We start from the raw sequence: 18813 nt of genomic DNA on the forward strand, positions 1-18813 counted from the left end.
CAGCGTTAATTAAAGCTAGATTATTGTTAAAATCCACATTGATTATAATATTATAATTTCATTCTCATGCTCAAGCCCATAGCTTTATGAATAAAGCCAGAAAAACCTATGTTCTCAAGCTCTATGTAGCAGGCAACACCCCTAACTCTGTGAGGGCATTAAAAATCCTTAAAAACATTTTAGAACAAGAGTTTCAAGGTGTTTATGCTTTGAAAGTAATAGATGTGTTAAAAAATCCGCAACTAGCAGAAGAAGATAAAATATTAGCTACACCAACATTATCTAAAATTTTGCCGCCTCCTGTTCGCAAAATTATTGGTGATCTTTCAGACAGAGAAAGAGTATTAATTGGATTAGATCTACTTTATGAAGAGTTGAGTGAAGAAGATTGGGAAGAGTAAATTAATCCTTAAAAAAAGATTACCAACTATTAAATTAAAATTCAGAAAAACCTAAGTTTAATATCTACTTGTCATGAAGCAATGAGCGAAAACGAGCAACCAGAAAAAAAGATTACACCAATCGGGGGTGTAGAAAAGATTCGTACAATGATAGAGGGTTTTGATGATATTACTCATGGTGGTTTACCGATGGGTAGAACTACCTTGGTGAGTGGCACTTCTGGAACAGGAAAAACTTTATTATCTCTTCAGTTTCTCTACAACGGTATCACTTATTTTGATGAATCAGGAGTATTTGTTACTTTTGAAGAATCACCTAGCGATATTATTAAAAATGCTCATATTTTTGGCTGGCATTTACAACGCTTAATCGACGAAGGTAAATTGTTTATTTTAGATGCTTCTCCCGATCCAGAAGGTCAAGATATAGTCGGTAATTTTGACCTTTCAGCGCTCATCGAACGCTTGCAGTATGCCATTCGTAAATACAAAGCCAAACGAGTTTCTATTGACTCCATCACAGCAGTATTTCAGCAATATGAAGCAATGGGAGTAGTGCGGCGAGAGATTTTTCGCTTAGTTGCACGTCTTAAACAGCTCAGTGTCACTACTATTATTACAACCGAACGTAATGAAGAATACGGCTCTGTCGCTTCTTTTGGGGTGGAAGAATTTGTTTCTGATAATGTTGTAATTGCACGCAACGTTTTAGAAGGAGAACGTCGTCGTCGGACAATGGAAGTTCTCAAATTGCGGGGTACAACTCACATGAAAGGAGAGTATCCTTTCACAATTACGAATGGAGGCGTAAATATTTTCCCATTGGGAGCAATGCGCTTAACTCAAAGGTCTTCTAATGTACGCGTATCTTCTGGAGTCAAAACCCTAGATGAAATGTGTGGTGGTGGTTTCTTTAAAGATTCTATTATTTTAGCAACAGGAGCCACAGGTACAGGTAAAACCTTATTAGTGAGCAAGTTTATCCAAAATGGCTGTATTAATGGTGAACGAGCAATATTGTTTGCTTATGAAGAGTCACGCGCTCAATTGTCTCGCAACGCCTCTTCTTGGGGAATTGATTTTGAAGAGTTAGAACATCAAGGTTTACTCAAGATAATTTGTACATATCCTGAATCTACTGGTTTAGAAGATCACTTACAAATTATTAAATCAGAAATTGCATCCTTTAAGCCAGCTCGCATTGCCATTGATTCACTTTCAGCACTTGCAAGAGGTGTAAGCAATAATGCATTTAGGCAGTTTGTGATCGGAGTTACCGGTTATGCTAAGCAAGAAGAAATAACTGGTTTTTTTACTAATACAACTGACCAATTTATGGGTTCACATTCAATCACTGATTCCCATATTTCCACAATCACTGACACAATTTTGATGTTACAGTACGTAGAAATTCGGGGGGAAATGTCGCGGGCTATTAATGTATTTAAAATGCGGGGTTCGTGGCATGACAAAGGTATCCGTGAGTACAATATTACGCCTGACGGCCCCGAAATTAAAGATTCTTTCCGTAATTACGAACGAATTGTCAGTGGCGCTCCTACCCGCGTGAGTATTGATGAAAAGGCGGAACTTTCTCGTATAGTTAGACGTTTTGAAGATAAATCGACTTCTGATTCTTAGATTTTGTATCGTGCTATATTCTCTTCTAAATTTAGTATCGTGCTATATTCTGTGGTGAAGAAAGGTTTTCTGCCGCTAGATTGATTGTCGTGTGAGGGGATGCGGTGAAAGGACAACAATTATTTCATAGTTTTTTGCCTGGCGTTACAGCAGCGGTATTAACAACCCAGCCGACTTGGGCTGGGGAAATGAAGGTAAGTGGTATACAACTAACGTCTTCTCCTGATGTGTTGACTTCTGTTGATAGTCGAACATTTGTTGATGACAATATTGTTCATACCCAACTACCAAATACCACGGGCAACAATTTTCCTGACTTAGTACCAGATAACGGTTTGACTAAGCTCAGTTCTAAGTCTTTAAGTAGTAACAGTAACCCAGTAATTTTAAAAGGAAATACTGGTGTACCTGTAGAGCAAATATCTGAGAAAGATGAAGGTAGATTTTTTAGTTTGACATCTACTGTAAATCCTGATCAACAGCTAAAGCAGAATCATTTTACAAGCAATAAAAAACAGAGTAATTTAGGTATTTATCAGCAACAGTCAAAGACAATAGTCGTTCCTGTTGTTACCTCAAAAACCCATTCTGTTGAAAAAACAACTTTTTCTTTGTCTTCTTTACGGCAGCCAGTATTACCTAAAAAAAATCTTGAAACTCAGTTGCCAACAGTTTTACAAACTGCTGTTAGAGGTGTAGGGGCGGCAAAGTTATTGGAGGTACAAAGTTGTTATCAGGAAAAGGCGAATTTGACTACTTTGCTTTTATCCTCAAGAGCCTGTCAACATTCCAGTCTGACTGGGAAACAAATAGCTCAAAGCAATATTCCTGAACCAACTACACCTGCTGATTCACAATTAACCCCCAATCAGCCAGGAACAGTAACTCCTGCCCCCGCTGATTCACAGTTAATTCCCAATCAGCCAGGAACAGTGACTCCTGCCCCTGCTGATTCACAGTTAACCCCTAATCAACCAGGAACAGTGACTCCTGCCCCTGCTGATTCACAGTTAATTCCCAATCAGCCAGGAACAGTGACTCCTGCCCCTGTTGATGGTGTGCCAATTCCTAATAATCTCAATCCCAATGCCAATCCCTTACAGTATCCCACCAAACCAGAGGAAGTCAGGCTTCAGGTAAATCAGCCGATTACTTTGCTACAGGCTTTAGAATTAGCACGGCGCAACAACCGAGATTTACAGGTGTCGTTATTGGAGCTAGAACGTAGTCAAGCGGCTCTACGTGAGGCACAAGCTGCTTTGCTGCCTAGTCTTAATGTTAGTGCTGATGTTACTCGCAGTCAGTCTGCTGGAGCTCAGTTACAGCGGGAACAACAAGAACGGCAAACAGGAATATCACAGCCAGGAGATGAAGCCAGTACAGGTTTTAATGGTCAAGCACAACTAAGTTATGATCTCTACACTTCTGGGAGACGGCAAGCTAGCATCAAACAGGCCGAAGAACAGGTACGGTTCAATGAGTTGGCTGTAGAAAACCAATCTGAGGAAATCCGCCTCAATGTCACCACTGACTACTACAATCTGCAACAAAGGGACGAACAAGTACGCATTGCCCAGTCATCTGTAGAGAATGCCCAAGCTAGTTTACGAGATGCTCAGGCTTTAGAGAGAGCTGGGGTAGGTACTAGATTTGATGTACTGCGATCGCAAGTTAATTTAGCTAATTCTCAACAAGACTTAACTAATGCTCGCTCCCAGCAGCAAATTGCCCGTCGTCAGCTAGCGACGCGATTAAGTTTGGCACAATCGGCGAATATCAGTACAGCAGACCCTGTACAATTAGCTGGTCTTTGGAACCCAACATTAGAAGAAAGTATCGTCCTGGCTTATCAAAACCGTCCAGAACTACAACAGCAGTTAGCACAACGCAATATTAATGAGCAACAGCGAAGAGAAGCACTTTCAGCGCTAGGGCCTCAAGTAAGTTTAGTTGCTAGCTACAACCTGCTAGACGAATTTGATGATAGTAACAGTGTCACCGATGGTTATTCCGTGGGAGTCAGGGCAACCATGAACTTGTACGATGGAGGAGCAGCAAGAGCCAGAGCAGCTCAAGCCAAAGCTAACGCAGAAATTGCCGAAACCCAATTTGCTGAACAACGCAACCAAATTCGTTTTCAAGTAGAACAAGCCTTTTCTACCCAACAAGCAAATTTGGAGAATGTACAAACTGCTAATGCTGCTTTAGAACAAGCTAGAGAAGCTTTACGTTTGGCGCGTTTGCGATTCCAAGCTGGTGTAGGTACGCAAACTGATGTAATTAACTCTGAAAATGACTTGACAAGAGCTGAAGGCAACCGAATCCAGGCAATTTTGGATTACAACCGTGCTTTAGCTCAGTTACAAAGATCTGTTACATCCAGAGCATTACCTTAGTTGGTCATTAGTACTCATACTAAAATGACTATCCATAGGTTTTGTACCAGTCCAAAAACAGCTAGGGAATCAATTCCCTGGCTAATATCAATATGCTTCGTGTCTACTATGACGCGATCGCCTGACTACATCCAAATCAAGTTATAATTACCACTGACACAGGGACTCATACCGTTTTACTTTAAAGTTGATACATTTGGGCAAGCAGGGGAAGCAGCACTTCGGCTACGCGGCAGTTGAGCGTAGTCGAAACTCAGTGACCGGAGGCAGGGGGAGTAAGAAAAGTAATTTGTATCAATATTTCGTGAAATAGTATCAGGGGTGTAGAAATTTTGGGATTATAAATATTAAGTGGGCTTAATATCACGCACTCAATAAATAGCTGAGTGTCAAAATGCTTGGCTTGTACAAAACTCATGACTCAAGTTACATCAAGAGAAATTGCGCTATTTCGCTCTCAATTAACAGATGATCCCATCGCTATGGAAGCACTGGACTTGATTGAGGACTGCGACGGAGATTTAGAAGATGCAGCAATGACACTAGCCATTCGGGCGGGACAAAAACCAGAAAGAACAAATTCAGAGTGGTTAGACGCTTTAGCTAGAAAATGGCGTGCAGTCATTTGTGAACAAGAATATCGGGAAGACTTACTTAATAGTTCACTTGTAAAAATGATGGAACACCTCAAAACAATGCCGACGTTTCCTAAAACTTTAGCAACGCCGATGGTGATATACATCCTTAAGCAAGGTGTAAACAATTTTTGTGAGCCATTGGATTCGTTAAAATAACAGAGTAACGAGTGCTGAAAAAAGCAAAGCGCGAGGTTTTATTCTCTCAATATTTAAAATGCCCAATACTTCGACTACGCAGTAGTTGAGTTTCGACTTCGCTCAACTGCCGCGCAGGCTAAACTCAGTACAAGTACCCCATGCCCAATGCCCCATCTTTAAATAATGAATTACCTTGTTACCGTATTACCAGACCGCATCCAAGCCGAAGCTGCTTACTTAGCCTTAGAAAAAGAAGGTATAAATAGTACTATCTTGGGTAGGGGATACAAAACTGCTGACGAGTTTGGCTTAATTGATCCCAAAGAGCAAGCTAAAAAGCAAGTACAGCTAATGGCATTTTGGCTAGTCCCATTTGGATTTTTTGCAGGTTTTACATTCAGCGTGATTACTGGTTTAGACACCTTTGCTTGGGCGGGTGAAATTGGCAATCATGTTATTGGCGGACTTTTGGGCGCTGCCAGTGGCGCGATGGGTAGTGTATTTGTTGGCGGTGGAGTTGGTTTAGTCTTGGGTGGTGGAGATGCTTTACCTTACCGCAACCGCTTAGATGCAGGAAAATACATCGTTGTTGTTCAGGGTTCTGAAACTCTATCTCGGCAAGCAACCCGAATATTGCGCCAGTTTGATCCAGAAAATATTCAGGGTTATGCTGATACAACTAGCGTGTAGCGAAAATTTGTGTAGGCAGTATAATCTCTAGTCCCTAGCCCCTAGCTCCTAGTCCCTAATCTCAACGAGATACACCTCACTAAAATAAAAAACGCTATAGTTTTAGCTGATTTATTTTCCATAATTTATAAATTTTCAGAATGTTACCACGAGAAGAACTTTTAAAGGGTGTTGAAAATCGAGATAGTGTAGCTCGTGTAATTGATCAGGCAGAACAAGCTATCAAAACCTGGGAAGTAGTTTTGACAGATTTTCTGTCTCCGCCAGAACTTGCAGAAATTCAGCGGGCGTTTAGTCGGTTAACAGAAGTAGAATTAATAGCATGGGGCGGTTATCCGCAAGCAGAACGTCAAAGAATAGCGATCGCTCGTTCTGAAATACCCTTAGATCAATCTCAAGTCAGCCTTGTTGCTTTAGAAATTGCCGGAAATTTTCTGTTTGATACCGCCACTCACCGCGACTTTTTAGGCGCAATGTTGGGAACAGGAATTGTCCGCGAAAAAACAGGGGATATTATTGTTTTAGGAGAAAGAGGAGCGCAAGCAATTGTTGCCCCAGAATTAGTAGAATTTTTGACAATGAGCCTAACACAGGTGCGATCGGTTCCTGTGAAAACTCAGCCGATTGAGATCAACGAGTTAAAAGTTCGAGAACCCAAGAAAAAAGAATTAACTACTGTAGAGGCTTCTTTAAGATTAGATGCGATCGCATCGGCTGGTTTTGGCATGTCCCGCAGTAAAATGGTTGATTTAATCGATAGCGGTGATGTCCGTGTCAACTGGAAAGAAGTTACTCAAGCTAGTTCTCAAGTTAAATCAAGTGACTTAATCGCCATTCGTGGTAAAGGGCGTTTAGAAGTTGGGGAAATCGCTGTTACTAAAAAGGAACGTTACCGAGTTCAATTAACAAGATATATGTAACACTCCCATCGCTTTAGGCAATTTGCTTGAGTTGCACCTTCAGCCCGTTTTCCGGACGTAAGGTAATTGAAGGCTGTGGTACGATTGGATGTTCTGGTACTAAATCTACTTGGAAGCGTTGAGCGATCGTCGCCAATAACAAAGCCGCTTCCATTTGAGCAAAACCTTTACCAATACAAATTCTTGGCCCATCCCCAAAAGGAAAATATACTCCTTTAGGCAGATGCTTTTCAAATTCTTGTGTCCATCGTTCTGGTTGGAAAGCTTCAGGATTCTCAAAATACTTGGGATGACGATGCATTACCCATTGGCTAATCATGATTGCCATGCCTTGGGGAATTTTGTAATCGCCAATCTGGGTATCTACTGCTGCTTCCCGCCCCATCAGAGCAACTGGAGGATATAGCCGCATTGATTCTTTAACAATTTGCTGTGTATAATCTAACTGCCCAAGATCTGCAAGTGTTGGTAACTTTCCTTGCAGAACTTGATCAAGTTCTGATTGTAATTTTTCACGCACTTCAGGATTTTGTGCCAAAAGCATCCACGTCCAAGATAAAGCATTAGCAGTTGTTTCATGTCCTGCTAACATTAAAGTGGCAACTTCATCCCGCAATAGTTTATCATCCATCTGCTGGCCTGTTTCTTCGTCTTTAGCCTCCATTAACATTGTTAGCAAATCATTAGTTTTTTCTTCACTATTGCGACGTTCTTGAATCAGTTTATAAATAGCCTCATCCATTTGGGCAATAGCATTACGATAACGGATGTTTTCAGGTCTTGGAAACCACTCCAACACTAGAAAATTCTGCCGCCGCTTGCTTTCAAACCATTGCATTGCCCTATCTAATGCGTTGGCAACAACTTGTGCTTCTCCTGCATTTATGTCAGCGCTAAATATGCACTTCATAACTATTTGCAGGGTCAATTGCATCATATCTGCATGAATGTCATGAGTTTCACCATCTTGCCAAGTTTGCAGGATTTTGTTGGTGTACTCTACCATTGTTTCGCTATAGTTATTAATTCGTTTTTGGTGAAATATCGGTTGGGCAAGGCGACGTTGCCAAAACCAAGATTCTCCTTCTGCACTTAATAACCCTTCTCCTAGTAAGCTTTTTAAGGCGCGTAAGCCTCGGCTTTTAATAAAATCATTGCGATTTTTGAGAACTTCTTCTATATATTCAGGATTAGTTACTAAACAACTAGATGTTAACCCCAGTTGCAAAGGAACAATATCACCATAGTCACGACAACTAGTCAGAAACCCTAATGGGTCTTTTCCAAGTTCAAATAGATGTCCAACGATAGAGTTAACCGACGGTGCTGGTAACTCGAATATATCTTTAGCCATACCCAAAATTCTCTAGGTTGATGTGTACTCAAGAACGTTAATTCAACGTTAATATTAAATTCTTCATCACATAGAGAGATTTATAAGGTGATGTAGTGATACCAAGTTGAAGAATGATCACTACAGATGTAGTAGCGCATCTTTCAGACAGTTTTTTATTTTTATTCTTGCTCAATTTAAAGTAACTTCAGGATGAAGGGGGTAGTTCCTTACCAATTCCCAGTTTTTTCTTACTGTGCTTCAACTGCTTCCAAACTGCCTTAATCTGCTGATAAGCCTCAAGAGGAGCAAGCTTTCCTGATGTTTCTAAACAGCTAATGTAGCTAACTATTTGAGTAAATTCTTGCAAGTTGGCATTAAAAACTAGATTTTCTGGTTTAGTTTGACCGTAATAGCGACTGCGAGGGTAAATAAATTTGTTTTTATCTGGCTGATGAGGTTGTACCATAGATTTATCTCTATATAAATAGTTTTGACTAAAGTTTTAATATACTGTCAGTTGCTGGTTATTAGCAACTTGATTATTTTAAGAGAATGCCAGATTTATCAAGAAAGTCATCCGACTAAGAATTACCACCAGCTAAGGGTAGTAGTAGACGGCTAACAATACGTTGATCTGGTAACTGATAAAATTGTAGTTCTCCTGCCAATTGCTGCATTAAGTTTTGACAGATCAACAGATGTAAGCCTGGTGGTTGGTTGAGAAAGGAAGGAACAAGCACGTCTTTGGGTGTATTGTGATCTAGTGCTGCTAGCAATTGTGGTTCAATAATGCCGTTATCTGTGATTGACAGTTCTAGAAATTGATCATCTAAACGGCGACACCAGATATCAATTCTGCTACCACTTTGACAACGGTGACAAGCTGCAACCAATAATTCATGAAGAACTAATTCAAATTTGACGATATCACCAGCGATCGCTAGTGAAGATGGATAATCTGAAGTTTGGATTCCTTTGAAACGTGCGGAATTTGCTACCGACTCTTGCTCCTCTACCGATTGTCCCAAATTATGTACACCAGTCCACAGCTTGTTGTGTTTAAATAAATTGTCTACTCGTTCGAGCGATCGCTTAAGAAAACTGGCTATAGGCATAGTTTCGCTGCTAATATGCAACTGCCATTGTTCCAGTTTGAGCATTCCAGTCATAGAGGCAGTTGTATGATCTAACTGCCGTAGCAGTAGCTGGTAGCGTGTTTGAGTTAGTTCATTAGTAGGAATGCCCAAATCTTGTATTTGACCTAGTAATATTACTGCTGTTCTTTGGATTTCTTGTAAACGCCGATGTTTATACCAATTAAGTTGTTGTAATTCTTGGGTTGTAGATTCTAAAAGTTGGGTAATTTGCCGCTGACGACGTGACCAAGCTAACTGATCTACTAAAATTTCTGTAGCATTTAAGCTTTGTTGTGACCATTGACGCTCTCGACGGTCTGCTATTAAAACTACCCCTGTTGGTTGATAATCAGTAGCAGTACGTAAGGCCATAACTAAAATTTGACCGATGCCTGAACCATTCAACCATTTCTTAGTTTCCGATGGTAAATCATCTACATTTACATTTAAGTAACCATCTTTAGCTAGCGCCCACTGAATTAAAACTTCAGCTTGAATGGATACTTTCGCATTGGTAACAATCCCAAACCCATGTTCGGTAACTAATCCAGGGATAATTTCTGCACAAGACTGACCAAAAGACCAAGACAGTAATAATGTCAGAGGACAGTTGAGAACAGCTGCAATTTGCTCTAATGCCGTACGTTCTAAATGATTGTCTCTAACCTCATTTTTTTCGTTTTGGGCTTGTTCTAGGGTGTATAAACACTGTTTGATGCCATGTAAAATTTTTTGCTGTTGCTTTGTATCACTTTGCAATTGCCACTGATGCACAATCACCCCAATTTGTTGAGCGACAATCCAGAATAATTCCTTTTCTAAACTTGTCCAAGTACGATGATTTTCGTGAGCAATTAGTACCAATGCTTCTGGTGCATGACCTTGGGCGCAGTTGCAAACTAAAAGCGATCGCACATTATTTTCTATTAAAGGGGAACGCCAATTTAAAAACCGTAAATCTTCATTTAAGTTTTCCACTTCCACTGCAATTGTTGCAGACTTTAACATTTGCAGATCCATGTCTTTCAAAGTATGAAAAGTAAATGCTAAAGGACGGCGATTATGAGGTTGAGTTTGATAGAGAATTTGATAATTATGCTGATCAAGGTCGTATTGTAATAGTAAAAAGCGCGTAGCTGCTAGTCGAGCCAATACTCTGGTTGCACAGTTACGTAAAGTTTCGTGAAGATCGTGATGGCTATAAATAGCTTGGGCAACTTGACTAGTTAGCTGTGTATCATCTTGAATTATTTTAATAGTGCTTTCCATGCTTTCGACAGGAGCAACCAAAGAAATTAATCCCGCCGCGCTTTGGACAAAATTCTTGTCTGTCTCTGTCCAAATGCGAGGTTCATTGCCTTCTACCGCCAGAAAACCTAATAAATCATTTTGCCAGATGATGGGTGCTGCCAACAGCGATCGCACCTTTAGGCGTTGTAACAATTTAGCTGTAAAATGACTTTCTAATGAACTCCGGGCATCACCAATCCAGACAACTTGATTCACTGACAAAGCATAATATAATTCACTCAATTCCTGCACTGTCATTCCTGCTGCTGGTTGCTGACTAGAATCACGACCAATATTAATCAGTTGATTACTCATCCGACACCAAAAGTAACGCCCTTGGCGCTCAAACCAGTAAACGTTTGTCCGGTTGGGGGAAATAAATTGATGTGTTGTCTCTATAACCGCTTTGAGTCTTTGATCTAAGTTAGTGAGAGTGCGTAAGTTTTCTAATAATACTAATAATGGCTCATCAGGACGTTTGGTTTGCTTTTGCTGCAAATCCATTTCATGTCTATAAAGTACTGCCCCCAACTCACCCAAAACTATCAACAGCCTAGCTTTCGCTTCTGCTGGCAGTAAATAACCCCAGCGTTCTGAACCTAATAACAGCAAACCCAAACAACGATCTCTATAGCGAATTGGCAAAAAAACCGTTCCTTGGATGTTGAATTTTCTGCCTGTTTCTTGCCACACTGCGGCACGGATTTCAGTTCGTAAGTCTGCTAATCCTAAAGGACGCTGTTCGATTACTACTTGCTCTAATAAATCACCTGGGTTGAGGACAACTCGTTTATGTAACAATTTGGTGTCATGATCGGGTGTTATGCCTCCTTGACCCAACAATGCATGTTTGAGGCGATCGTAAGTAGCAATCCAAATTAAACTGTAATCAAACTGCTGTTGAATATAAGAAATAGTTGTTTTAATCAGAACTTCAACATCATCTTGTTCCCTGAGGCTTTGCAGGACATATCCCAAGGCTTGGATTTGCTGTTCGGCGGCTATAGTTTTTTGTGGCTGCCCCATCTGATTATTGGTTACATAGCTTGTAATATATAAGATGCCCAGAAAACTACTCTGATTAATAAGCTGTTGGATATTTATCAAGTTGCAATTCGTCCACTTTTATTCAATCTGCTCAAAACAGACCCAGAGTGGTTACATCAGCAGACGATTTGGAGTTTAAGCTGGCTTTCGCAAACAGACGCTAGCTGGGTAAACCGGAGGCTAGAAAAATCTTTGTGTCTCAAAGATTCACGTTTAGCACAAACTTTATTTGGCTTACAATTTCCCAATCCTTTAGGTTTAGCGGCTGGATTTGATAAAGATGGGATGGCAGCTAGTATCTGGTCGAGTCTGGGTTTTGGTTTTGCAGAATTGGGTACTGTCACGTTTGTAGCCCAACCAGGAAATCCCCGTCCTCGTTTGTTTCGTTTACCGATGGACAAAGCTGCTCTCAACCGCATGGGTTTTAATAATAGCGGAGCAGCAGCAATGGCCGCACGATTAGCAAAAAGCCAGCAAGAGTTAGGCTGGTCAATACCGATTGGTATAAATTTAGGTAAATCTAAGGTTACGCCCCTAAAAGCAGCAGCAGAAGATTATCTCAATAGTTTTCGCTTACTCAAAGAATTGGGCGACTATTTTGTCGTTAATGTTTCTTCACCTAACACACCAGGATTGCGATCGCTCCAAGATGCTGCCATGCTAAGTACGATCTTGGATTTATTGCAAACCGAAAATAAACACCAAAAACCAATTTTTGTCAAGATAGCGCCTGACTTGGAATGGGAAGCGATCGCCGATATTATTTCTTTAGCCAAGACCTATAAATTAGCAGGAATTATTGCCACCAATACCACAATTAGGCGTGAGGGACTGCAAACTCAAATCATTAGCCAAACAGGCAAATCACCCCAAGATGAAGCTGGGGGAATTAGCGGTATGCCATTACGCGATCGCTCTACTGAGGTAATTCGGTTTATTTGGCAGCGAACCCAAGGACAAATACCGATCATCGGCGTTGGTGGCATATTTTCCACTAAAGACGCTTGGGAAAAAATTACAGCTGGTGCTAGTTTGATCCAGGTGTATACAGGCTGGATTTACGAAGGCCCGATGATGGTAAGCCAGATCCTCAAAGGTTTACTTTCTAAGTTAGAAGAAAATAACTTAAGTTCCATCACCGCAGCTGTAGGCTTAAAAGCAAACATTTCTAAATAAATAAAGTCCACTCGTAGTTTTGTTAGTGGTCAGTGGTCAGTGGTCAGTAGTCAGTGGCAAAGCGAAAAGTCTGTGCGTCCCGGTTTCCGGGCGCAGAACTTTTCAAGACAGCGAAAAGTCAAGCCAGTCTCGTGGGCGGCTTTGCCACGCCAGTCCGCACAACGGGGGGAACCCCCGCAAGCGGCTGGCTCGACTTGAGAGAACTGGCGCTGTGCGTCCCAGTTTCCGAAGAGAAGTTGCCGGGGAGATGTTCTCTCCGGCAAACTTCGGGGCGCAGAACTTTTCAAGAAGATTTGTGAAAACCACCCCTTCAGGGATGGAGTATTAAACCAAATTACAAAAAACAACCTAACAACTGACAATTGACCACTGACACGCGCAGCGTCAATAAATGACTTTTGCCTGAAAATTTTTAATTTTTGCCTTCTTCCTCAAGTGGGAAAAACTCCTTATTTTTTTCAGAGAATGTCCAAGCAATGCCATCTGGGTCTTTGCTGCGACTCCACTCTGGAAACTCTGGATCGTTTCGTCGTTTATAAACTGTGCTGGAATAAACATTTAGCCGCTTGGCTAGTTCTGATTGAATCAGAGAGCCAAAAACCAATTGCTGTTCTAGCGATCGCTGTGCTTCCGTATGGGTTGCTGGGGTTACTAATTCCGGTTCTGTTTCCTCCTTTACTGGTTGTTGTGGCGGTGGTTCCAAAAGCGAACGTGCAGTTTTGGTAACTGGTTGAGCCGGAAGTTTTTTCACAGGCTCACTACTATCAAGTATGTTGCCTAAAATACTGGCAGTTATAAAGTAATAAACTTCACCTCCTTCTTCAGAGTTGCGTAGGCTAGCACCAAATTCCGCAGCTTTACTATCTAGGTAGCGTTTGGCAACTGATCCAGAAAAACTGCCCTTAATTGCCAAATCCATCGGCGTTATCTGACCCTGGTTTTCCCGAATTAACTGATGGAAAATTGGATTAACTTGCTGACACCACTTTTGCCATCGATATTGCTGCCAAAGATTGAAACCTAGGGCTAGCAAAATTAACACTAGTAAAGCTTTCCAAGTAGAAACCAAGAAAATAATCAAAAACGAGATTGGCAAAAGCAGAACGAGAAACGCTTTCCCGTTGCCTTCCATTAGTTTTTCACTCATGCTGATTCTTGCCAAGTGAATTTTTGTGAAATAGTACTATATATCTTGGCAAAAATTGTGACATTTTTTTGTATCATTTGGCAAAGTCTTGGCAAATTTGTTAGCAAAAACCAGACTAAATCTAATAATTTTTACCTTTGGATCAAGGTTTTCTGGCTTAGACATTAGCTAAAATCACAGACACAACCGCCAAACATCAGATTTGGTTGGTCTGTTATTAAATAAGCATCCTAGCTAAGGTAGAAAAAACTGATGAATCCTCAACCTGAAGAAGACTTGCAACGCCGGCTGCAAAAGCTAGAGGCAGAGATTAATTCCTCACCGGGCGAAGTTAGACAACCACAAGAACCAAAAAATACATCTGAGGCTAGTCTGTTCGACTTCAAATCACACTTGAGGCGATCGCAACTTTGGTTTAACAACTTGTCTAAAATCAGCCAAGTAATCTTTGTGGGTGTGGCAGTACTGTTGGGCTTGGCAATAATCCAAATAACACTGAAACTTGTGGCATCGGCAATTAGTCTGGCAGTTCTAGCAGGGTTAGTGTATCTTGGATACAAATTTTTCGTGTCTGGTAGCTTTCGCAATAAGCAATAGTCTATGTTAACTGCGCCGGCAACGGCGCAAATAAAATCAAAGGAAATTATCCGATGGCGACTCCAATTGTCAGGAGAAGTAGTAATCAATCGAGTTTGTCAAAAACATCAGAAACAGCCAATGCACAGCCATTAATTACTAGGCGTTTTGCTGCTTGGACTGCTGAAATTACACTAGTGATTGTCAGTGGGTTAATTCCCTTAGGAATTGGTGCTTATATCAATTCTAGAAGTGATGTCAACCGCGTACCCCTCAACCCCTTGCTAGTGGTCACAGAAAGAGCGATCGCTCGTCCCTTAGCTTTACCTGTTAGCTATGGCATCCGTAACGTCGCCAGTCCAACCAATTACTTGTGGACAATAGCTTTGTTAGCACCATTGACGCTTTCATGTTGGCAATTATATTTACTAGCTAAAACTGGTAGTACTATTCCTAAACGTCGATTTGGTGTGCGGATTGTCAACGAGCAAGGTACAGCACCGGGTTTAGCGGCAGTTGTAGTCCGCGAAGGAATTGGTCGCTGGACTGTACCAGTGTCTGTTGCTTATATTCTTTGGCGTTACAGTTTTGCCTTTCCAAATTTAGGATTATTCACATTTTTAGCTGTATTAATGGTGCTGGGTGAAGGAATGGCTCTACCTTCACGCCAAGGACGACGAGCATTACACGATTGGTTAGCTGGTACTTATGCTATAGATAGCACTCGTCCCTTACCAACTTCACCAGCCACTAGCAAAGAGCAAGCTTTGCCGATGGGAACTAGTGAACTTGAACGCCAGGAAGAAGAAAATGAGCAAGTGGCCTCCCCAGTTATGGTAATGGCAACCGAAGCCCCCAGTCTTCGCACCTTGTGGCGGCGAATGCGGCAAAACCCCAGCCTGACTTTATTTGGTGTAGCGCTGGTCAGTATGACTGCTGTTTTGGCAACTTTAATTACTACTCAAGTTTATATTCAAACTCAGCAAACCCAGCGTGAAACTAAACAAATCAACAGTCAAAAATTTTTAGCCCTAGTCAAACAATTAAGTCCTAACTCTGGCGCTACCACCGAAGAACGCCAAAGTGTCATTTTAGCGATGGGTGGTCTCAATGATCCGCAGTCTATCCAATTTCTGACGGATCTTTTAGTTAACGAAACCAATCCCGTGCTTGTGGATACGATTCAACAAGCTTTAACAAGTATTGGAACTAAAGCTATCCCAGAATTAAAAAACAAAAATCAGTTTTTAGCTGGCGAGTTAGCGGCTATAAGTAACAATCCCCAAGAAAAGGAATTACGCCAAAAGCGGTTACAAGTGAACCAGCAGACAATTAACAAGATTCTCACCGTTTACAGCGGTAAAACTGAGAATATCGATCTGAGTCGTAGCCAATTGAGTCAGAGTGGCACTCCAGGAAGTTCCTTTTTCAATTTGGTTTTAGAAAACGTCGATTTGTCAGGAGTAAAATTCAAATCTGCAAAACTTAACCAAGCCAGTTTTAAAGGTAGTCGTTTTCGGGGGGTTGGTGAAGATGGCCGCTTGGATACCTATGATGATGCGATCGCTGATTTGAGTCAAGCCCAAATGAAACAAGTAAATTTCACCGATGCTAACCTCAGTCGCGTTGTTATGACTGGTAGTGACTTAAGCCGTGCTACTCTCAATAGAGCCAATTTATCGAATGCCCGCTTAGTTGGTGCTAATCTCAGCAGCACCCAATTAGTAAGTGCAGATTTACATCACGCAGTTTTAGAAAATGCCAGCCTGACTGGGGCAGACTTAGGTGATGCCAAATTAAACGAAGCTAATTTATATGGTGCGCGTTTAGGTCGCGTCATTGCGATCGGAACTCAATTATCGTCAGCCAATTTAACTAAAACTGACTGGCAAGGATCAGATTTATCGGGAGCCGATTTAGAACGTGCCAATCTCAGCAATGCTAACCTCAGCGCCACTCGTTTAACTGGCGCTACTTTGCGTTCTGCCCAAATGGAAAATGCCAATTTGCGGAATGCTGATTTAAGCCTTGTAGATTTACGAGGGGCGAATGTCGCAGGAGCAGATTTCCAAGACACAATTCTCACACCTAACAAACAAGATCCAGCCGATCAATTTGTGCAAACACCAGATTTAGGCTCAGTATCTGCTGTAGTCAAAGGAGTTGATTTTTCTCAAGCCAAAAATTTAGACGCGAAACAACTAGCTTATATTTGTACTCAAGGAGGCATTCATCCTCGTTGTCCGTAGGGAAGACAAGAGGCAGGGAGGGGAGCAGGGGAGGCAGGGGAGCAGGGGGCAGGGAGCAGGGAGCAGGGGAGGCAGGGGAGGCAGGGGAGGCAGGGGAGGCAGGGGAGCAGGGGGGAAATAGGTAATTTTTCTTCATCTCCCTTGCACCCTGCACCCTGCCCCAATTCTTCTTCCCTATGCCCCACGCCCCGCCACTTAATGAAGAGATAGAATTTCCCGCCGCTTTCTATGAATTTAATTAAAGTGAGAATATAAAGAAAGAATTTTAGTCAAAATCAAATAGGATTCTATATGAAAAAAGCTGTGTACTGGTTAATGGGTGAAAAAGCAGGACGAACCATAGTTAGTACTTGGAATTGGCTATGGGGAATACCTGTGGAGTCTGGTGGCAAAGTGGCTGTCGCTGTAGCTGAAGAATCACTGCAATCAATGCAAGAATCGGTGCAAAAGCTGGCTCAAGCTGTGGCTATGCAAGAAGGTTCTTACAAAATAGCCAAAAACAAATACGAGACGAAAGTCAAAGAATTACGAACCTTAGAGCAACAAGCAAATATTGCCCAGCGTAATGGTAATCAAGAAGCAGCGCGGATGGCAATGACCAAGGCAATTCAAACAGAACAAATTTTGCCCAAACTAGAGGAGATGGTCAAACAGGCTGAAACATCTGTAAATGCCTCTAAAGATAAGCTAAACCGGGAACGCATGAAGCTAGAAACCTACAAAGCTGATATGCAAAATATGAAAGATATGTCAGAAGTGAACGAAGCATTAGCGATGATTGCCAAAGTCAATAATGAATTTAACATTGGTTCGGCAAAAAGTGACTTTGAAAAAGCTAAAAGTGCAGTTGAACGTCGTAATTTACAAGTAGACGCTTTAGCTGAAATGTCTGAAAGTTCTACTGAAAAACTCCAGGCTGAAATAGAACAAATGACTGTAGATGATGAAGTTTCTCGGCGTTTGCAGATGTTAAATGATTCAACTATTAACCAACTACCAGAGTAAAAAGTTATGAGTAAGAGAAGCGCCCCGCCTCCAATTGTTTTTATCGTTTTATTTCTAATTTTACTGGGTGGTGGTTACTGGTACTTCTTCAAACGACAACCAGCACCTACATCTACAGCACCTACTGCTATTCCCTCCCCAGGCAACACACCTTCTGGTAATACTTCCACTTTCCCCTCTCCGAGTTCAGTATCTGGCGGTACTACCGTGAGGATAGCGGGTTCTACCAGCATGGTGACAATTAATCAAAATCTTAAAAAAGCTTTTGAAAGACAGTTTCCGGGTACTAATATTGTAACCACTGCAAGTGGTTCTGATAAAGGTATCGCAGATCTTGTTGCAGGTAAAGCAGATATTGCGGCTATATCTCGACCTTTGACTGCACAAGAGGAGAATCAAGGATTGGTGGCAATTCCTGTAACAACAGATGCGATCGCTGTTGTTGTTGGCAAAGCAAATCCTTTTAATCAAGGATTAACCAGCGCTCAAGTAGCAGATATATTTCAAGGTAAAATTAATAACTGGTCAGCAGTGGGTGGTAAAAATAGCACTATTCGAGTTATCAATCGACCAGCAATTAGTGGCACACATGAAACATTTCAAGAAATAGTGCTGAAGGGAGCTAATTTTGGCACGACACCAAATATCACAACATTACAACGAGATGCCACAACTCCTTTACTCCAAGCTTTGGGAACTGATGGCGTAGGTTACGCTACTTTTGCACAAGTTGCTAATCAGCAAACAGTGAGATCATTGGCGATTGATGGTTTGACTCCAGATGCAAATGGTTATCCCTATCAAAGACAGCTGTTTTATGTTTACAAGAATCCTGCTAGTCCTGGAGTTCAAGCCTTTTTAGGTTATGCCACTTCGCCTCAAGGGCAGCAAGCTACTATACTCAATAATTAATTTATCTACTCCAACCTATCTTGTTGCGGTTAATTATAGAGCTTCCCGGTTGTGTGCAATACACTCTAGTAAGAAAGGGACTAGGAACTAGGACTAGGGGCTAGAGTGGTGTATT

15 protein-coding genes are annotated in these 18813 nt (G+C 41.5%); 11 read left to right on the plus strand and 4 right to left on the minus strand.

Annotated elements, in window-relative coordinates; genetic code table 11:
• Positions 1-86 precede the first annotated feature (86 nt).
• From kaiB to QI031_RS06140, 6 genes are all read left to right on the plus strand, one after another.
• Positions 87-401, plus strand: a complete 315-nt coding sequence (gene kaiB / locus QI031_RS06115) for a circadian clock protein KaiB (protein WP_214430437.1) — start codon at positions 87-89, stop codon at positions 399-401.
• Between the two features lie 81 nt (positions 402-482).
• Positions 483-2042, plus strand: a complete 1560-nt coding sequence (kaiC, locus tag QI031_RS06120; RefSeq protein ID WP_281484310.1) for a circadian clock protein KaiC — start codon at positions 483-485, stop codon at positions 2040-2042.
• Between the two features lie 104 nt (positions 2043-2146).
• Complete coding sequence (locus tag QI031_RS06125; protein ID WP_281484311.1) at positions 2147-4438, plus strand: TolC family protein; 2292 nt, start codon at positions 2147-2149, stop codon at positions 4436-4438.
• 416 nt (positions 4439-4854) lie between these two features.
• Positions 4855-5232, plus strand: a complete 378-nt coding sequence (locus QI031_RS06130; RefSeq protein WP_281484312.1) for a hypothetical protein — start codon at positions 4855-4857, stop codon at positions 5230-5232.
• Between the two features lie 165 nt (positions 5233-5397).
• A complete protein-coding gene (locus QI031_RS06135) occupies positions 5398-5904 on the plus strand; it encodes a hypothetical protein (RefSeq protein ID WP_281484313.1) in 507 nt (168 codons plus the stop codon).
• Between the two features lie 140 nt (positions 5905-6044).
• The gene (locus QI031_RS06140) at positions 6045-6824 is read left to right on the plus strand and encodes a photosystem II electron transport protein, Sll1252 family (protein WP_281484314.1); all 780 of its coding nucleotides are present in this window, start codon (positions 6045-6047) and stop codon (positions 6822-6824) included.
• Between the two features lie 13 nt (positions 6825-6837).
• Here QI031_RS06140 and QI031_RS06145 read toward each other — a convergent pair whose 3' ends face one another.
• The 3 genes from QI031_RS06145 to QI031_RS06155 all read right to left on the minus strand — a co-directional run bounded on the left by QI031_RS06145 (position 6838) and on the right by QI031_RS06155 (position 11612).
• A complete protein-coding gene (locus QI031_RS06145; protein WP_281484315.1) occupies positions 6838-8178 on the minus strand; it encodes a cytochrome P450 in 1341 nt (446 codons plus the stop codon).
• 187 nt (positions 8179-8365) lie between these two features.
• The gene (locus tag QI031_RS06150; protein WP_281484316.1) at positions 8366-8626 is read right to left on the minus strand and encodes a DUF7219 family protein; all 261 of its coding nucleotides are present in this window, start codon (positions 8624-8626) and stop codon (positions 8366-8368) included.
• Positions 8627-8741: 115 nt separating this feature from the next.
• Positions 8742-11612 (minus strand): sensor histidine kinase, encoded by a 2871-nt coding sequence (locus QI031_RS06155; RefSeq protein ID WP_281484317.1) that lies wholly within the window; start codon positions 11610-11612, stop codon positions 8742-8744.
• Positions 11613-11678: 66 nt separating this feature from the next.
• Between QI031_RS06155 and QI031_RS06160 the strand changes: the two genes are divergently transcribed.
• On the plus strand, positions 11679-12809 hold the full coding sequence (locus QI031_RS06160) for a quinone-dependent dihydroorotate dehydrogenase (RefSeq protein ID WP_281484318.1): 1131 nt from the start codon (positions 11679-11681) through the stop codon (positions 12807-12809).
• 412 nt (positions 12810-13221) lie between these two features.
• Here the strand turns inward: QI031_RS06160 and QI031_RS06165 are convergent, their stop codons facing one another.
• Positions 13222-13956, minus strand: coding sequence for a hypothetical protein (locus tag QI031_RS06165; RefSeq protein WP_281484319.1), 735 nt, complete (start codon positions 13954-13956; stop codon positions 13222-13224).
• 252 nt (positions 13957-14208) lie between these two features.
• Here QI031_RS06165 and QI031_RS06170 point away from each other — a divergent pair, with 252 nt between their 5' ends.
• From QI031_RS06170 to QI031_RS06185, 4 genes are all read left to right on the plus strand, one after another.
• Positions 14209-14553: a hypothetical protein gene (locus tag QI031_RS06170; protein ID WP_281484320.1), complete on the plus strand. Its 345-nt coding sequence runs from the start codon at positions 14209-14211 to the stop codon at positions 14551-14553.
• A 53-nt stretch (positions 14554-14606) separates the two neighbouring features.
• Positions 14607-16781, plus strand: a complete 2175-nt coding sequence (locus tag QI031_RS06175; protein WP_281484321.1) for a pentapeptide repeat-containing protein — start codon at positions 14607-14609, stop codon at positions 16779-16781.
• 291 nt (positions 16782-17072) lie between these two features.
• Complete coding sequence (locus QI031_RS06180) at positions 17073-17786, plus strand: PspA/IM30 family protein (protein ID WP_281484322.1); 714 nt, start codon at positions 17073-17075, stop codon at positions 17784-17786.
• Between the two features lie 6 nt (positions 17787-17792).
• On the plus strand, positions 17793-18698 hold the full coding sequence (locus tag QI031_RS06185) for an extracellular solute-binding protein (protein ID WP_281484323.1): 906 nt from the start codon (positions 17793-17795) through the stop codon (positions 18696-18698).
• The last annotated feature ends 115 nt before the right edge of the window (positions 18699-18813 follow it).

The sequence above is a fragment of the Halotia branconii CENA392 genome (assembly GCF_029953635.1).
Lineage (GTDB): Bacteria > Cyanobacteriota > Cyanobacteriia > Cyanobacteriales > Nostocaceae > Halotia > Halotia branconii.

Bases quoted from the DNA above. Each gene is read 5' to 3' on its own strand.
- QI031_RS06170 (WP_281484320.1), top strand. From the start codon at position 14,209: ATGAATCCTCAACCTGAAGAAGACTTGCAACGCCGGCTGCAAAAGCTA.
- QI031_RS06185 (WP_281484323.1), top strand. From the start codon at position 17,793: ATGAGTAAGAGAAGCGCCCCGCCTCCAATTGTTTTTATCGTTTTATTT.
- QI031_RS06180 (WP_281484322.1), top strand. From the start codon at position 17,073: ATGAAAAAAGCTGTGTACTGGTTAATGGGTGAAAAAGCAGGACGAACC.
- QI031_RS06135 (WP_281484313.1), top strand. From the start codon at position 5,398: ATGAATTACCTTGTTACCGTATTACCAGACCGCATCCAAGCCGAAGCT.
- QI031_RS06155 (WP_281484317.1), bottom strand. From the start codon at position 11,612: ATGGGGCAGCCACAAAAAACTATAGCCGCCGAACAGCAAATCCAAGCC.
- kaiC (WP_281484310.1), top strand. From the start codon at position 483: ATGAGCGAAAACGAGCAACCAGAAAAAAAGATTACACCAATCGGGGGT.
- QI031_RS06175 (WP_281484321.1), top strand. From the start codon at position 14,607: ATGGCGACTCCAATTGTCAGGAGAAGTAGTAATCAATCGAGTTTGTCA.
- QI031_RS06140 (WP_281484314.1), top strand. From the start codon at position 6,045: ATGTTACCACGAGAAGAACTTTTAAAGGGTGTTGAAAATCGAGATAGT.
- QI031_RS06150 (WP_281484316.1), bottom strand. From the start codon at position 8,626: ATGGTACAACCTCATCAGCCAGATAAAAACAAATTTATTTACCCTCGC.
- kaiB (WP_214430437.1), top strand. From the start codon at position 87: ATGAATAAAGCCAGAAAAACCTATGTTCTCAAGCTCTATGTAGCAGGC.
- QI031_RS06145 (WP_281484315.1), bottom strand. From the start codon at position 8,178: ATGGCTAAAGATATATTCGAGTTACCAGCACCGTCGGTTAACTCTATC.
- QI031_RS06165 (WP_281484319.1), bottom strand. From the start codon at position 13,956: ATGAGTGAAAAACTAATGGAAGGCAACGGGAAAGCGTTTCTCGTTCTG.
- QI031_RS06130 (WP_281484312.1), top strand. From the start codon at position 4,855: ATGACTCAAGTTACATCAAGAGAAATTGCGCTATTTCGCTCTCAATTA.